Here is a 15,020-nt window from a genome sequence, read left to right on the forward strand (position 1 = left end):
TTATAGGTTGATTAAAGTGAATTGTTGGCACCAATACATTTGCAACACTCAGATATATAACGTAAATTAATCAAAAGCTCACCGACATATTGAGCGATTAAGAGACAATTAGGAAAGATAAAGTTGAGTAAAATATTATTAGTTTTAGGCTTGGTATTTGCTGTATATGGCATTGTAATGTATTTAGCCGATTTTCTTCCTGTCGATATGTTTAATAGCTCTAATGGAGACCTATATATTAAGTCTGTAAGCACTGATTCAATTTCGTGGTCAGCGTATAGGCTTCACGCTTTAATTATAGGGTTAATACTTTTAGCTATTAGTAAATTCACCGCAGGCTGAAATGAGCGAGCAACGGGCGCTGAATATTTCAGCGTTAGTCTTATTTTTTTACATTACACTGAATTCTCAGCAATGTTCTTCACACAGAGCAGGCTGGCTAAATTGAGACACAACAAGTTGATTTTTATAAAATTATCTAATAGTGTAATAGTAAATTGGTAGACGGATATTACTGAAACGTCTACGTAATATACTTTAGGTCTTTTGTAGATAGGGGGAAGTCATGGGTTCCATGACCTTGAAAGGTAATATTTCTGCTTATTCGGTGTCGGTTTGTGCTCTCACTGCTGTTTTTTTTGTGCTCTTGCATTCGGCCGTAGATGCACGGTCTGCTTTGCTTGTTTGGTCACTGGCGGGTGGTTTTGCGATTACCATGTATGCCAATGGCTGGCATTGGGGTCGAAAGTCAGGCCGGAGTGCTGATGCGTCGGCTTTAGGGCTGACGTACCACTTTGTGACATATTTGATCGTGAATTCAGCCCAGCACATTTGGGCTTATCAGTTCTCGGTAGAAAACGTGTTCTCGGTAGAAAACGTGTTTTGGGTAGGTGATGTGGCGCTTTGGTGGCTCCTTGGGCTGGTTGTACATGCTGTGGGTGTTTATTGGGGCAGGAAAAAATTAGCCTAACCAGGCGTTGCAGTGGACTTCCTGATATTTCCGTGTCAATCACGCCAGCAACCTTAGGTCGCTAGCTTTTCCATTCAACTTCAGTTGCCTCAGATCGGAAGCCGCTGAACTTATTAGTTATCGAATGGCAGTTCATGGCACAGTTTGCACGGTTGCGATATTTAGCGTAAGTTATTGAAAACGAACGGCTCCGATGAGCGAACAGCCGTCGTTGGTGGTTTCTCAATCTACTTTTTTATTTGGATATATGCGTCAGTTAAAAACTGTAAAAGGATTATTATTAAATGGCTTTTCGGATTTTTTATATACTATTTTTCATTTTTTCTATTTCCGCTAATTCAAGCGAACAAGATTACCCTCAATGGATTTCAGAAGTCCCCGAAAAAGGCATGTGCACACTTAAATACCATGGTAGTACAGCTTCTTATGAGGATGGGGAAATACAGCTTTATATGCGGGCTGTATACTTTGGTAAAAGTTATGTTTTTTCTGAAAGTGATATTCTTAAAGGAGCTAAAAGTAATAAAGTATTTTTAATTATCAAGGTTATAGCGGCTAATGAAGAGTATCCAATTTCGGATGAATCTTTGGAATTGAAATTAAACGGAAATAGATACAATCTAAGCAAATTAGAGAGTGAATATGTGGAACAGTACAAAGTAACCTTATTTGAAAAAGATGCTGAAAGAATACTTAGTGAATTATCGAACCACCTTCCCACTAAAATAGTCTTAAACTTACCTATGAATCCTGAATTTACTATAAATGTTACAAGTGAATTTTTTGAAGTAAATAATGCAATGTTCAACACTTGCACCAAACACATTCTTTAAACATTATTGCAACAATAGCTTGAGAGAATGTTTAAGATTTTTATGACCGCTTGTGGCACAAAACGGCCAGATTAAGGACTGCTTTTTAGTATTATAAACCACCTGTTTTAGTGGTAAATGTTGTTCACTCTACAACCGCTAATGGCAATTTATAGCCCCAGAACACAAAGTTGAACCCTGTTCTTTGGATTGGATGTTTTTCAGTCGCACAAACATCTTGCTTCTATCTGCTTCATAGCGAGTTTCAACGCCATCTAATGATTGGATCAAATAACCAAGTCTAAGGTGGCCATAGTCATTACAGTTGAACTTATACATTTTTATCAAGTAACTACCAACTTCTGATACGTTAGCCCAACCCTGAGCTTTACGAGTGGCTATTATGGCATCTTTAATCGAACGTAACGGCTCATCTACATGTTTTTCGCTGGAGCTTGTAATGATCTGTTGATTTATTATGTTGATCGGCTTGCTAGTGGCTTGTTCAAGGTAGGTATATTTTGAACAACTTCTAACGAACTCTCCACACGCTTTTCTCTCGCCATAACCATAAACAATCTTCCCCGTTGCTCTAATTCGTGTGACAAGTGGCGTAAAATCGCTGTCAGACGACACAATGGCGTATATATCAATATCATTAGTGTGAAGTGAATCTACAAGGTCAATAGTAAGAGCTATATCGCTGGCGTTCTTGCCTTTAACCACATCAAATTGCTGTACCGGTTGAATGGCATGTCTACTTAAGCAATTGGCCCAGGAAACTAACCATGTTTTTTGCCAGTTACCATAAGCGCGCCGTATTGTGATCACACCGTGTTTGGTTAAATCGCTAATGATGAAGTCAATTTTTGATGCTGGCGCGTTGTCAGCGTCGATGAATAATGCAATTTTAGGGCGGTAGTGTAGGTTAGTGTCGTTCATAACAATCCTTGTCTATGTAGTTCCTTGTAATAAGATTAGTCAACTAAGTCAAAAAGTCATTAAACGTTGTGAATTTTGGTCAAAAACTTTTGCCAATAACACTAATTACAATGTCTTTGCTTGGGAATGGTCTGTTTTTGGCGATCAAAATGTTGAAACACGAACGATCCCCCCCATGGACCAACGCTGAGACTTTGGCGGGGCAAATATATGAATACATGGAACACCGATATTTTTGACAAAAAAGTGGTAAGTGTTCATTGACTGATTGCGTTAGTAGCAGAACTAAGGGGGCACTAAGGTAAATGACTAAAAATAATTTTTAATTTTTTGCGTAAGTTATTTGATCACAAAATCCAAACGGCCATGTGTTCGCAAACTTAAAAGTGCGATGGTCCGTTACACTGTTCTAAAATGACCTTTCCAACTAAACCAAATACTTTATTTAGTATTGCCCAAATACAAAGGCGATCGGAGACAATTAATATATATAGGGTTAACGCTGGTGGAATTAAGCTAATAACCATTGCCATTAACTTGACGTAAGACTCTGATTTAGTTTAAGGTTTGCTAAGTATGAACTACTGTCAATCGGCCCATTTCCTTTAAAAGGAAGATATTCGACAAAGCGGGCATACAACACATTGTTTATGGGAATAATGTGAAGCGGAACGAATCTGCGGTTAAATTAACGGAATAGATGTAAAATGAAGAACCAATTTTTAGGTTTTTATAGCCCCTCAGATGAGGACTTAGTAACTGCTTGGAAAAGTGAAAGTACGTTATTTGTATTTGATACCAATACACTGCTTAACCTTTATAGCTATGCCGAGCATACTCGCGATGATTTTTTTAAAATATTGAAAGCACTTGAGCACAATATTTGGTTGCCAAATCAGGTTGGTCTTGAGTACCAAAAAAATAGACTATCTGTTATTAAACGTGAAAAAGACGTTTTGAGAAATCTGATTCAATGCTTAGAAAAAGTGGATAGTGTATTTATCGGCGACATTAAAGCGTTAAATTTGGATACTCGTTTTCCTCAGTTAGACGAAAAATCGAAAGACTTACACTCTAAAATAAAACAGCTGATAGGACGCTTTAAAACCTCTGTAACCCATCATGATAAAAAACAACCTCAAGTGCGCTCTCATGATGCTATTCGCGATCAAATAGATGAAGCTTTTGATGGTAAAGTGGGTACATCCCCTGCAGAACAAAAGTGGCTCGATGACTTGTATAAAGAGGGTAAATCCCGTTACGAAAATAAAGTGCCTCCTGGGTATATGGATGCAAATAAAAGTAAGCAAAATGATAATACCTACCAGTTCGCAGGGCTCACTTTTAAACGCGAATATGGTGATCTAATTTTATGGAAGCAACTTATTGAAAAGGCCAATGACGCTGATATTAAATCTGTTATTTTTGTTTCTGATGATGCTAAGGAAGACTGGCTTTATGTAATAGATGCCCAGGGTAAAAAACAAATAGGACCAAGAGCAGAGTTACGGCAAGAAATTTGCGATGAAGCCGACATCAACATTTTTACAATTATTAATACTGGTGACTTTCTTAAAAATGGTAAAGATATTTTAGAGCTAGATGTGGATGAAACATCGGTAAATGAAGCGAGCGAAGCCTTTAAAGACAATTTAAGCCGTATTAATGTTAGGTTAGACTCGGCTTTAAAAAATAAATTTAAGATCATGGATGAAAAGTGGTTAAAGAATTCCGCTTTAGGAAAAGAGTTATACGATAACTATTTACAAGAAGCAGCTACGAGAGGCGAACTTGCTAAAAACCTTAATCAGAACTCGAATTTAAAAGACCTGAATGAAATGATAAACGCGATTCAATTGCGTAGTGAAAGTGATGATCGACTGAAGTCAATTTACAATACAATTAATGCTGTAAATGACCCAAATCAAGAATTAATTCAGAGGTTTCAAAGCCTAGACTTCTCAAAGGATAGTAAAAATAATGGTGACAACACTAATGAGTAATGGCAATTCTTAAGTAGTTAAAAGTACTGTGAATACAGTGCAACTTTTGAAGATAGCCATTGAGTCGCACAATAAGTAAATAGGTTGCTCAATGATAAAAATTTTAATAGCTACAACAGTATTAACTGCTTTATTACAAGTAACTGCCGCTGAGTTAAAACCCAACCAAGTAAAACCCACCAGCTTTTCAACGGCAAAGAAGCGCGCCGAAAAATATGTTTATTATGACCAGGTTAAAACATTTTACTGCGGTTGTGATTACGTGTTTGACGATACCGAAGATTTTGATAATGACGGCAACACTAGTGAGTCGATGATTATGCCGAATGCTTGCGGCTACGTACCACGCACCCCAATCACCAGCTCTGGTAACGCTAATGCGCGCATATCACGTATTGAATGGGAACATGTTGTTCCTGCGGCACAATTTGGCCAGCATCGTGCTTGCTGGCATCCTAGCGGCAATGACAATTCAAGAAGGAACTGTGCAAGGACTGATATTAGTTTTAAATTTGCAGAAGGTGATATGCACAACTTAGTACCCGCCGTTGGCGAGTTAAACGGCGATAGAAGCGATTTCAGGTTCTCAAACGTTGCTGGTGAACCAAGGGTTTATGGTCAATGTGATTTCGAAGTCGACTTTGACTCAGATACAGCTGAACCGACTGATAATGTTAAAGGTGATATAGCCAGAATATACCTTTATATGATCCAGAAAAACGACGCACAAGTTACTGATGATGAAAAGGCAATGTTTGAAGAGTGGAATAAACTTGATCCGGTATCTGGTTGGGAATGTATGCGTGATGAACGGATTTCAAGAGTGCAGGGTAACCATAACCCGTTTGTTCATGGACAATGCTAGTGAAGGTTTTTTAAAGCCATTCAAGCGGTCTATCGTTAGTTGTTATCGCGAAACAATTGTTAACGAAAGTGGACTAACAGTCATTAACTGCCGCCCCTAACGCCCAAATAACACTACACTAAGAAATAAGTAATAGTTGGTTACAACAAGCGGCGAAGGAGGAAAAAACGGCTTTTATTCGTCCTTTTGTGTTATATTTTAGGTACTGAATTCTTTAAGCAGTAATTTACCGCTCATTAAGTCATCATCTTTACCAAAAAACGTAAAATCAATTTTTGGTGAGTACAATTGTGAATAAAAGTTATACAGCATTTTAGTATTAAATACTGCAACTAGATGTTTGGGAGCTTCAACTACACCTTCTCTACCATCAAACTCTCCAAGTAATGCTAAGTTTTGAGAAATAGGAAAATATACTTCAGTACTTTTTAAACCAAAACCCGGACTACTTCTATAGGGTGAAGGAACTTCATCAGGATTTTTCCAAGAAAGGTTAACGGGTTGATCAGTAGTTATAAATGGTCCAGTTTTTTCATTAGCAACAAGTAATAACCATTTGCGACCATGTAGGAGTGGTAATATGGCATCAATTTGTACCATTTCTATTTGTATGTGCCGTTCTCTAGCGACTTCGATTTCGTATTGCTTTTTATCAAAAAACTCTTTAGCTTGATCGTAAGTAACTTCATTTTTATATGAAGGATCAGTTTTTTTCAATTGCCCAACTTGAGATTCCCACCTTTCTTTACTGTCTAATGTCATACCCATGATTACATCAGCAAGCTGAGCATGAAATTTTCTCATGTGCTCACGCCGTTCAGGAGAGCGAATGGCAATTAATGCAATCAAATTAAGTACTAAATCTTTAGTTTCGCCAGAAAAATCTAGAGAATTTTTAAGACGATTTAAAGCTGTTGCTGCATGCCCCTCAAATTTTGACAATTCAGTTTCAATAGCGTTTTGGTCAACCCCTTCAAGATCAATTCTATTGAAATCTCTGATACCACCTACATTTCTTGGTTTTGTTTCAAAAGATTTTTTTTGTTTAAAGTCAATCACCGAAAGTTTAGATTTTTTGGTTTGCCCTTTGGTGAAACCTTTCAAATAACACTGTGAAAGGTAATGGTGATGTCTAGCGGTCATTAAAAGTACCTAAAGAAGATATATGAAACATGGAAATTAATCACTTTACTATATTATTTAATTTTACAACGGTGGATTATATTTTGCTTTTAGGAGACCTTAAACAATTTCAAGACGTTACGTCAAGATAGTCGTATCAATTAGCTTTCTTGGTTGAAGTTTATAACTGCTCGCAGCGATGGCTATACGAGCTTTTTCGCCACTATTCTACTGCTGGTATGTTCAGGTGTTTTTTAGTTGAACGTCTAACAGAATGCTTTATACGAAACCGTTAAGGTTGGTTTGCGAATGGGGTGGTTATATTTATGTTGTAGAAGTAGGTATGACGTTAAATTAAGTGAAATTCAAAGAGCATTATAGGATAAGTCGCTTTGGTGTTATGGTTTCTGATTATGGCTTGCAGGTATATGTTTCATAATTGTGCCATAAATGTAATTTTTGAATGGAAAAAAGCGATCCCTTATACAGTGGTCTTCGAGTTGAAGAAAAATCACAAGCTATTGATTTCCCTACATTCGTATATTTCCCGAAATGCTATTAATACCACTAGGATAGTGATGTTAATACGGGCTACGGCCCTTGTATATAATGGGTTTGTGTGCGTTTTATTTAGAGCCTTGAGGGGGCTGTGCTTCACGGCGTGAGAGTTCGAGTCTCTCCATACGCACCAAAATTATAAAACCTGCTTTTAAGCAGGTTTTTTTATGTCTGGAAGAAAATATTAATGGGTTGTAAACCGGTCAATCGATGAGTATCTCCCATCTCAACAAATTCTTAAGTTGAAAGTAATCGCTACCTAGAGCTTGTTTGGAACAACAAGAAAAATAATTGTGCATTTGATTAAGTCTGTATAAACGAAATGAAAACAGTCATTTATAGTCAATATGGTGGCACTTCTATTAAATTAATTATTTACTAGTCAATACTTTACTTATTTCTTTTCTTGGTCTATCCCTATTTAAAAGGATAAAAAAATAATTCAGGAAAATGAAACATGGCAACAAAATCTCTTGATGATTTAGTTGAAGCAATTACCGGAGCAGTCGTGCATGCAAGAGAGCTTTTAGAGGCTCAGCACGTTGATGTTATGCACCGCTTTTTCAAAGATAGCAATGGTGATGGTAAGCTTGAGGCCTTAACTCAGACAATTCAAATTCCTAATACCCATACTGAATCGAAAGATGATTATGTTGAAGTAGAGGTCCCCCTTTTCTCCCTTGTTCCCCTTAATTCGCTTAAACTTGATGAAGTAGAAATTGCGTTTGATGCAAATATATCTTCACTTGAAGACAGTGATAAGTCTTTGGCTCCAGGGCTTTTCGGTTTGTTAAAGTCTAGGAATGTTAAAGAAGATGAAAGCCGAGGGAGGCGCAAGCGTATGCACCTGGATATGGCTGGTAACGGTTTGTTGGGGAATAAAAAAAATAATACAAATATTAAAATTACTCTCAAAGGTACAGATCCTCCAGAAGGACTGATAAGAGTAAATAATCATGTACTTAAACAAATTCCATAAATATAGGAGAAGATAATGGCAGGAGTAGCAGAGCAATTTCGAGGACTGCCAATGGAGGCCTTAATAGGTGGTCCATTGATGGCGGCGTGTAAGGCACAGTATCATTTAGCCACTGTTATGGTGGAGTTTATCACGACGATTGGTTTTACCGGTAAACCAGAAAAACAGGTAGCACGAACGTTAAATTTTGATCTTACGCGCCCTGTGGATGACGGCACTACACCGCTTCAAACACAGACAATTACAATAAATGCACCTTTACTGGGGCTGGTGCCAATTCCTGCATTATTAATAGAATCCGTGACTGTTGATTTTACGATGGAGGTAAAGTCTTCAACGCAAGATACAGCTAAATCTTCGTCGAGTCTTGATGCATCTGCTTCAGGTGGTTTTTTTGGTGTAAGTTTCAGTGTTAAAGGCAGTGTTGCAACCAGTCGTGAAAATACACGTTCTACAGATAATTCAGCAAAATATAATGTTAATGTCATTGCACGACAACAACAGCCTCAAGAGGGGATGAGTAAAATGATGGATCTACTTGCAAGTGCTGTAGACCCTATTGCAGTCAATAGTGGTTCATAGAGCAAAATTAACCAATTCCCCACTTTTGCTAAGAGTGGGGACTGTTTTGGTATTACAGCGATGAACATTCTTAAGCAATGGTTTAAGGCTAGATGGTATTCTTTAATAACTAATAAAAAGAACTGTAACGCTGTTGAAAGTCAGGCGTTGGAAACAAATTCAGTTCTTTATGGGGATCTTTGTAATCATTACCAAACTGTTGGTTATAAAATAACAATTGTTTGTCGTCGATTGTGAAAATATATTTATCACACAAAGATTCTGTGAAGTTACATGATTTGCTCGGTGAGAAGTTTTGGCAGCAACACAAGCGCAATATTAATATACAGCGATTGAGAGTTACAATATTGGGGCTTACCTTATCGGCTACAGTTTATTTATTCAAAGGTTATATTTTACAGGTTTATTATGGTTGGGTTGGCTGAAGATTCTAATTTATCACAAAAGTTTTATGAACAAGCATTGATACTTGATCAGGAACATAAAGGCTGTGAAGAAGCTCGTGAATTGTTCATCAAAGCAGGAAAGAGCAAACACGTTGAGGCACTTTATATGCTGGGGGTATTGTCTGCAGAGTCAGATAGCGAAGATGGATATGAAGACGCCTATGATTGGTGGCTAAAAGCTGCTAGGAGGGGGCATATCGGCTCTTGTTATAATCTTGGTATATGTCATGCGAATGGTGCGGGCGCAGAGTTGGATATTACTTTAGCAGTACGGTGGTTTGAAAAAGCAGCGGAAAAAGGGCATGTAAACGCCCAATTTTCCTTAGCTAGGGAGCTTTACTCTGGTAATGGAATCCCCCGTGATTTTGTTAAAGCCTTTAATTGGATGCTGAAAGCGGCTATGGCTGGTCATGTGAATGCGATGGCTGATGTAGCGCTAATGTACACCATGGGACAGGGCATTGATAAACCGGACAAAATAAATGGTTATGTTTGGGCCCTAAACGCTCAGGAGCATAAACATGATGGAGCCACTAATATTTTAAAAGCTATAGAAAAAACGTTTAAAATGACTGAGCGTGACAAGAGGTCTGCTAGAGATTATCTGAAATCATTAAAGTGAGTTCGTTGCCTCTCATAAACTTTAAAATGATAAGGTAAAGTTTACACCGAGTCAGAGTTGATTTGTTTGTAAAATAATTAATAGAGTCCACCACAAATGATAAATATCATTATTGCAATATCAACTCATCAACATCTGAATGATACATATTTATCCAATACAAATACTGACGAATATTAGAGTAAATCATGAGTCTTAAAATTTTTTCTTTTTTACGTACCTTAACAAATAGCCCAACTGTTAACGTATTGATTGGTTTGATAATATTAGCTACTAGCTTAGCCGAAATTATTAGCTCAGTTGATCGAATTTCCATCGGGGCGCACCACGGTGCGGCAATTTTTGGTCTTTTTCATACGCTAAAATCTCTACCTGAGCTTGTTGAGGGAATCAAAAAGTTCGAAGAATAAGTAGACAGGATATAAATCAATTTATTACATATTTAAATAACAACGAGAGTGCAAACCAATATGTGTAAAATAATAAATAGGGCAAATGATAGTGCATTTACAGTGAAAGATGCTTACGCAACATATATTGCCCATAAGGATAAAATTTATTACGAAAATACGTACAAATGTGTAACGGGAAAAATAGGTCCTTGTACAGCCGTGGGACTACGGTTCACCAATAGGGTTGGAATGAAGCATTGCCACCCTGGAGCTGGAAAAACTCAAGGTATAGAAGCAAATGCTTTAGATATTGAAAAACGAGCCGGAAAAGTGCTAAAGAATATATACATTTTTGGCCCTGATGCTGAAGATTACGCCAAATCTCTAAGTAAAAAATTTACAGGTGTTGATATTTATTGGCTGTACAAAAACGGATTTGTAAATGACGGTATTTTGCAAGTAAATACACAAGATGGCGAATTTACCGCCAGAGCACATGCTAACGGAAAATGTTATACATCGGATGACTTTACAAAGTTAGTCTAATAATATAAGTCTTGTTGGTATGGAGCATCCCGATGACTTGTTTTATCTGCCTATAAAATAACTTTTGACAGTCTTAATATCTTAACTGCCAAAGTAATCTTGCAGTTCATTTATTGTTGGTTGGTGTCTAAAAACCAGCTTGCCATCTACAAATATATTTGGGGAATGTTTGATGTTGTATTGGTTTACCAGTTCGGGGTTAGATTCTACATAATCGATATGATAATTGACACCAACATTTTGCAATTCACATTCAAGATTTGGAATACAAAAATCAGTTTGGGTAACTAAAAGCTGAACGTCCATTTGCTGTCCTTTAATGTTTAACCTCTCTATATTTTATAAGTATAGTGCTCGAATTAGATTATGACCAAGCGACTGACTTTAATTGTTTTTTATGTAAAAAATGTCATTGATTTATTTCTATATTTTTCACAAAAAATTAAATTATGTACTACAGTTAATCTAACTGCTTTAAGTAAAGCAGTTTTTATGATGTGAATCATATGCTTGCAAAGCAAAATTTAACAACAACCCAAGTTAACAGGGAATAATTATGAAAAAGATTTTAATTTCAGCAGTACTTTTAACTGCTTCTTCTTCAGCTATGGCTGTTGCTCCAGGTGGTCCTAATTGTGGTTGGGGCAATATGTTATTTGAAGGTCAAACAGGTACAGCATCGCATGTTGTCGCTTCATTTACTAATGGCTCAACATTTAACAATACCTTTGGTATGACTTTCGGTACAAACGGTTGTTCTACCCAAGGTTCTTTAACGTATGGTGGTAAAGAAATGATCGACGTTAGTTTGATCATGGATGAGTTTACCGAAGATGTTGCTCGTGGTGATGGTGAAGCGATTACTGCAGTAGCCGTATCTATTGGCGTTGAAGAGCAAGACCGTGCAAACTTTAAACGTTCAATGCATGACAACTTTGACAAAATGTTTCCATCAGAAGACGTAACGACCGAGCATGTAGTGCAAACTATGTTCGAAGTTATGGAAAGTGATGAGCAATTGGCAAAATATACTGTTGCTGAATAATCAACTGTAAAAATTAAAAGGGGCTGATTGTGAAATTAGTCCCTTTTATTTTCCTCATAACAATGTATAAATAACTGATATAGTTTTTTAACAAAAATAATAAAAGTAGTAATTAGTTATATGCGCAACCCATTAATTATTTTGGCTTTTTTATCGTGCCTTATTTTTCAATCGCATGCTGAAGTAAAACAATCAAATACCCAGTTAACTGTTGAGCAACGTCAGCTTGCTTTTGATGATTATTGGTTAACCTTGCTTTACTATCAAAAAAGTGATTATACGGATTCGTACGAAAGCTTTGTTGACGATGACCGATTTTTCTTTGCCATAGGTGGAAAGTTTAATCCTGACGCTGAATTACAAGCTAATATAGATACCTTTATTGAAAAACCTGAATTTCAATGTACTTTCCCTGCTAGAAAAAAATGGCTGGATAAACATTTACCAAGTATTGCTGCGCATTTTCCACAGGTTGAATGTAAAAAATATAATGAATGGCGCAAAAAGCTTAATACTGAATCTGTCGTTCTAGTCTACGCCGCAAGTCAACTCAACAGTCCATCGTCAATGTACGGACATACGTTTATTCGCTTTGACCCGTATGATGTTGAAAAACACTCTACCTATTTATCACATGCAATAAACTTTGGTGCTACTGTACCCGAAAACGCCAGTAACTTTAGCTATGCATTAAGAGGCTTGGCTGGAGGGTATCCTGGCAGGTTTGCAACTAACCCTTATTTTGAAAAAATCAAAGAATACAATCGTGCTGAAAATCGAGACTTATGGGAGTACAAACTTAACTTAACTGCAGAAGAAGTCGATAGAATGCTCACCCATGTATGGGAATTACAAGGCATTAATTTTGATTATTATTTTTTTGATGAAAATTGTTCATTTAGGCTATTAGAGTTAATAGATGTTGCAAAGCCGGGCAGCAAGCTTGTTGATCAATTTCCCGGTGTCGCTATTCCAATTGATACAGTTAGAGTTGTAAGAGATGCTAATTTAATCAGCGAAGTGCATTATCGTCCATCGATTAGAACAGATTTAGAAAACCAATTAGATAGCTTACCTAAAGATCATAGGGCCTTAGCAATACAATTATCTAAAGATATTAATGTTAGAGAAACAACTGAATTTAAACAATTAGATAAAGCTGAGAAGCAGGCAATTGTTCACGCATCCTATCGGTTAATTCGTTTTTTACATAATAAAGATGAACGTTCAAAGGCAGTGGCGTCTCGTAGTTTTAAATTATTGAAAATGATCCGTAAAGAATCAGACATAAAGTCAGTAAAACCGGAGCGGCCTTTACGACCAGATTTAGGTCATGATACAACCATGTATTCAGTACAGTTAGGTGAAAGCAATGAACATGCCTTTGCTGACTTTACTTACCGGGCGAGTTATCACGACTTAATTGATAATATCCCAGGTTATGACAATGGTATGTCGTTGAATATGGGCGAGGTTGTATTAAGGGCAGTTGAAGATTCATTACAACTGCAAAAAGCTGAGTTTATTGATATAACATCTCTCTCGGTTAGAAATGATTTTATGACCCCCATGTCTTGGATGGCTAATGTTGGTGCTGAGCGTCAATGGACTGAAGGTGATGACAAATTAGTTGCAAGAGTTAGTGGTGGTGCAGGAGTCAGTTATGAACCGCTCAAATTCGATCGGGTATTCTTCATGCTTACTGGCCGGCTGGAATATAATCAAGGGTTGGATAATCATTTTTCTGTGGCGCCAGGCGTTACGGCAGGCTATCTAAGAACTTGGCAAAATAGTAAGTCTATAATTACCGTTTCCCACTATGAATTTATAGATGATCTAAGCAGAACTGTTTATAAGTTTGAGCATAACTGGTCATTATCTAAGAATCATTCGTTGCGACTGCATGCGAAGCGAAGCGATAATAACAATGTAGATTATGATGAATTTGGAGTGTCGTGGCGTGGTTTCTTCTAAGATTTCAAAGTTTATACTATTTGCGGCGGCCATATTTATATCCGGTTGCCAAGGCTTGTTGTTTTATCCAAGCAAAGAAATGGTACGAACACCAGCAGATGTTGACTTAACTTATGATGATATCTATCTAGAATCAGCAGACGGCACAAAGTTAAACGCTTGGTTTTTAACTGTAGACGAAGAGGTAGAAGTAAAAGGCAGTGTGTACTTTTTGCATGGCAATGCGCAAAATATATCGCAGCATTTAGCATCCGTTTATTGGTTGCCAAAGCAAGGCTACCAGGTGTTTTTACTCGACTATAGAGGCTATGGTAACTCTGAAGGGACACCAGTACTTAGCGACGTGCTAACCGATATAAATGCCGGCTTTGAATTTATCGTCAACCACCCCAAAACACAAAATAAGCCCCTGTACTTATTAGGTCAGAGTTTAGGTGCATCTATGTCGGGGTATTTAGCCGGTAGTCAACCACAAATGCGAGACAAATTTAGTGCTGTCATATTAGATGCTGCGTTTACTTCTTATGCAGATGCAAGCCAATCCGTTGCCAGCCAAAGTTGGATAACCTGGTTGTTTCAATATCCGGTAGCCTGGTCGATGCCTGACAATTACGACTTAATAGATGTTGTTGATAAAATATCACCAACGCCGTTATTAATTATCCATGGTAAGCAAGATAATATTATTCCTTACCAACACTCACAAACCTTGCTTGCTAAAGCAAAGCAACCTAAAGCACTGCTAAGTTATAACGGCGGTCATATTGCTACATTTACAGATGAAGGCAATCAACAACTTCTAGTTGAATTCATGCAACGTTATCAAAAAGCAAAAATATCTAACAAATAAATTGAACTTTTCTACACTTAACTGTCTTTTGTCGCAGCTTTATATTGCCAATTCCCTCCATCAGTTATATACTTTGCACAGCTTTGACGTGGAATGGTTTTTTCCCCTACAACTCTAAGGTTAAATTCCCTAAGTTTCACGTGCCTGTATTAGATTAATCACGGTAGACAACTACCCATTTCTATTACTTGTACACAAAGGGTTGTAATTTTAAGCCCCGCGTGAATAGGGGCTTTTTTGTATCTGCTGTTTACTCATTCGTAAATGAATCGATTAAAAGCTGCAAATACAAAACTGCTTTTAAAATGTAGT

The 15,020-nt window shown here is 37.2% G+C and carries 15 protein-coding genes; 12 read left to right on the plus strand and 3 right to left on the minus strand.

Translation table 11 applies throughout. The features are described 5' to 3' along the window. Positions 1-565: 565 nt before the first annotated feature. A complete protein-coding gene (locus tag RI845_RS07420; RefSeq protein WP_348389099.1) occupies positions 566-970 on the plus strand; it encodes a hypothetical protein in 405 nt (134 codons plus the stop codon). Positions 971-1,254: 284 nt separating this feature from the next. Beyond that, the gene (locus RI845_RS07425) at positions 1,255-1,803 is read left to right on the plus strand and encodes a hypothetical protein (RefSeq protein WP_348389100.1); all 549 of its coding nucleotides are present in this window, start codon (positions 1,255-1,257) and stop codon (positions 1,801-1,803) included. A 138-nt stretch (positions 1,804-1,941) separates the two neighbouring features. Here RI845_RS07425 and RI845_RS07430 read toward each other — a convergent pair whose 3' ends face one another. Continuing rightward, positions 1,942-2,724, minus strand: coding sequence for an NYN domain-containing protein (locus RI845_RS07430; RefSeq protein ID WP_348389101.1), 783 nt, complete (start codon positions 2,722-2,724; stop codon positions 1,942-1,944). Positions 2,725-3,431: 707 nt separating this feature from the next. Between RI845_RS07430 and RI845_RS07435 the strand changes: the two genes are divergently transcribed. Further along, the gene (locus tag RI845_RS07435; RefSeq protein ID WP_348389102.1) at positions 3,432-4,727 is read left to right on the plus strand and encodes a PIN-like domain-containing protein; all 1,296 of its coding nucleotides are present in this window, start codon (positions 3,432-3,434) and stop codon (positions 4,725-4,727) included. A 91-nt stretch (positions 4,728-4,818) separates the two neighbouring features. Further along, positions 4,819-5,592 (plus strand): endonuclease, encoded by a 774-nt coding sequence (locus RI845_RS07440; RefSeq protein ID WP_348389103.1) that lies wholly within the window; start codon positions 4,819-4,821, stop codon positions 5,590-5,592. Positions 5,593-5,790: 198 nt separating this feature from the next. Here RI845_RS07440 and RI845_RS07445 read toward each other — a convergent pair whose 3' ends face one another. Then, a complete protein-coding gene (locus tag RI845_RS07445; RefSeq protein WP_348389104.1) occupies positions 5,791-6,735 on the minus strand; it encodes a DUF4238 domain-containing protein in 945 nt (314 codons plus the stop codon). Positions 6,736-7,729: 994 nt separating this feature from the next. On the opposite strand from RI845_RS07445, the gene RI845_RS07450 reads away from it, so the two are divergent. The 5 genes from RI845_RS07450 to RI845_RS07470 all read left to right on the plus strand — a co-directional run bounded on the left by RI845_RS07450 (position 7,730) and on the right by RI845_RS07470 (position 10,839). Next, on the plus strand, positions 7,730-8,251 hold the full coding sequence (locus tag RI845_RS07450) for a DUF2589 domain-containing protein (RefSeq protein WP_348389105.1): 522 nt from the start codon (positions 7,730-7,732) through the stop codon (positions 8,249-8,251). Positions 8,252-8,266: 15 nt separating this feature from the next. After that, positions 8,267-8,833 carry a DUF2589 domain-containing protein gene (locus tag RI845_RS07455; protein WP_348389106.1) on the plus strand — a complete coding sequence of 189 codons (567 nt, stop codon included), beginning with the start codon at positions 8,267-8,269 and terminating at the stop codon, positions 8,831-8,833. 417 nt (positions 8,834-9,250) lie between these two features. Further along, the gene (locus RI845_RS07460; protein WP_348389107.1) at positions 9,251-9,901 is read left to right on the plus strand and encodes a tetratricopeptide repeat protein; all 651 of its coding nucleotides are present in this window, start codon (positions 9,251-9,253) and stop codon (positions 9,899-9,901) included. A gap of 188 nt (positions 9,902-10,089) precedes the next feature. After that, on the plus strand, positions 10,090-10,311 hold the full coding sequence (locus RI845_RS07465) for a hypothetical protein (RefSeq protein ID WP_348389108.1): 222 nt from the start codon (positions 10,090-10,092) through the stop codon (positions 10,309-10,311). Positions 10,312-10,371: 60 nt separating this feature from the next. Next, positions 10,372-10,839, plus strand: coding sequence for a hypothetical protein (locus RI845_RS07470; protein WP_348389109.1), 468 nt, complete (start codon positions 10,372-10,374; stop codon positions 10,837-10,839). Positions 10,840-10,920: 81 nt separating this feature from the next. On the opposite strand, the gene RI845_RS07475 is transcribed toward RI845_RS07470, so the two are convergent. Continuing rightward, positions 10,921-11,145 (minus strand): YbbN family protein, encoded by a 225-nt coding sequence (locus RI845_RS07475; RefSeq protein WP_348389110.1) that lies wholly within the window; start codon positions 11,143-11,145, stop codon positions 10,921-10,923. Positions 11,146-11,395: 250 nt separating this feature from the next. On the opposite strand from RI845_RS07475, the gene RI845_RS07480 reads away from it, so the two are divergent. The 3 genes from RI845_RS07480 (at position 11,396) to RI845_RS07490 (ending at position 14,708) form a co-directional block, all read left to right on the plus strand. Then, entirely contained in the window at positions 11,396-11,884 is a 489-nt protein-coding gene (locus tag RI845_RS07480; RefSeq protein ID WP_348389111.1) for a DUF3015 domain-containing protein, read from the plus strand. 120 nt (positions 11,885-12,004) lie between these two features. Next, positions 12,005-13,858 carry an Lnb N-terminal periplasmic domain-containing protein gene (locus RI845_RS07485; protein WP_348389112.1) on the plus strand — a complete coding sequence of 618 codons (1,854 nt, stop codon included), beginning with the start codon at positions 12,005-12,007 and terminating at the stop codon, positions 13,856-13,858. Further along, entirely contained in the window at positions 13,845-14,708 is an 864-nt protein-coding gene (locus RI845_RS07490) for an alpha/beta hydrolase (protein ID WP_348389113.1), read from the plus strand. Before RI845_RS07485 ends, RI845_RS07490 begins: the two co-directional genes overlap by 14 nt. Positions 14,709-15,020 lie beyond the last annotated feature (312 nt).

It is taken from the genome of Thalassotalea nanhaiensis (genome assembly GCF_031583575.1).
GTDB lineage: Bacteria > Pseudomonadota > Gammaproteobacteria > Enterobacterales > Alteromonadaceae > Thalassotalea_A > Thalassotalea_A nanhaiensis.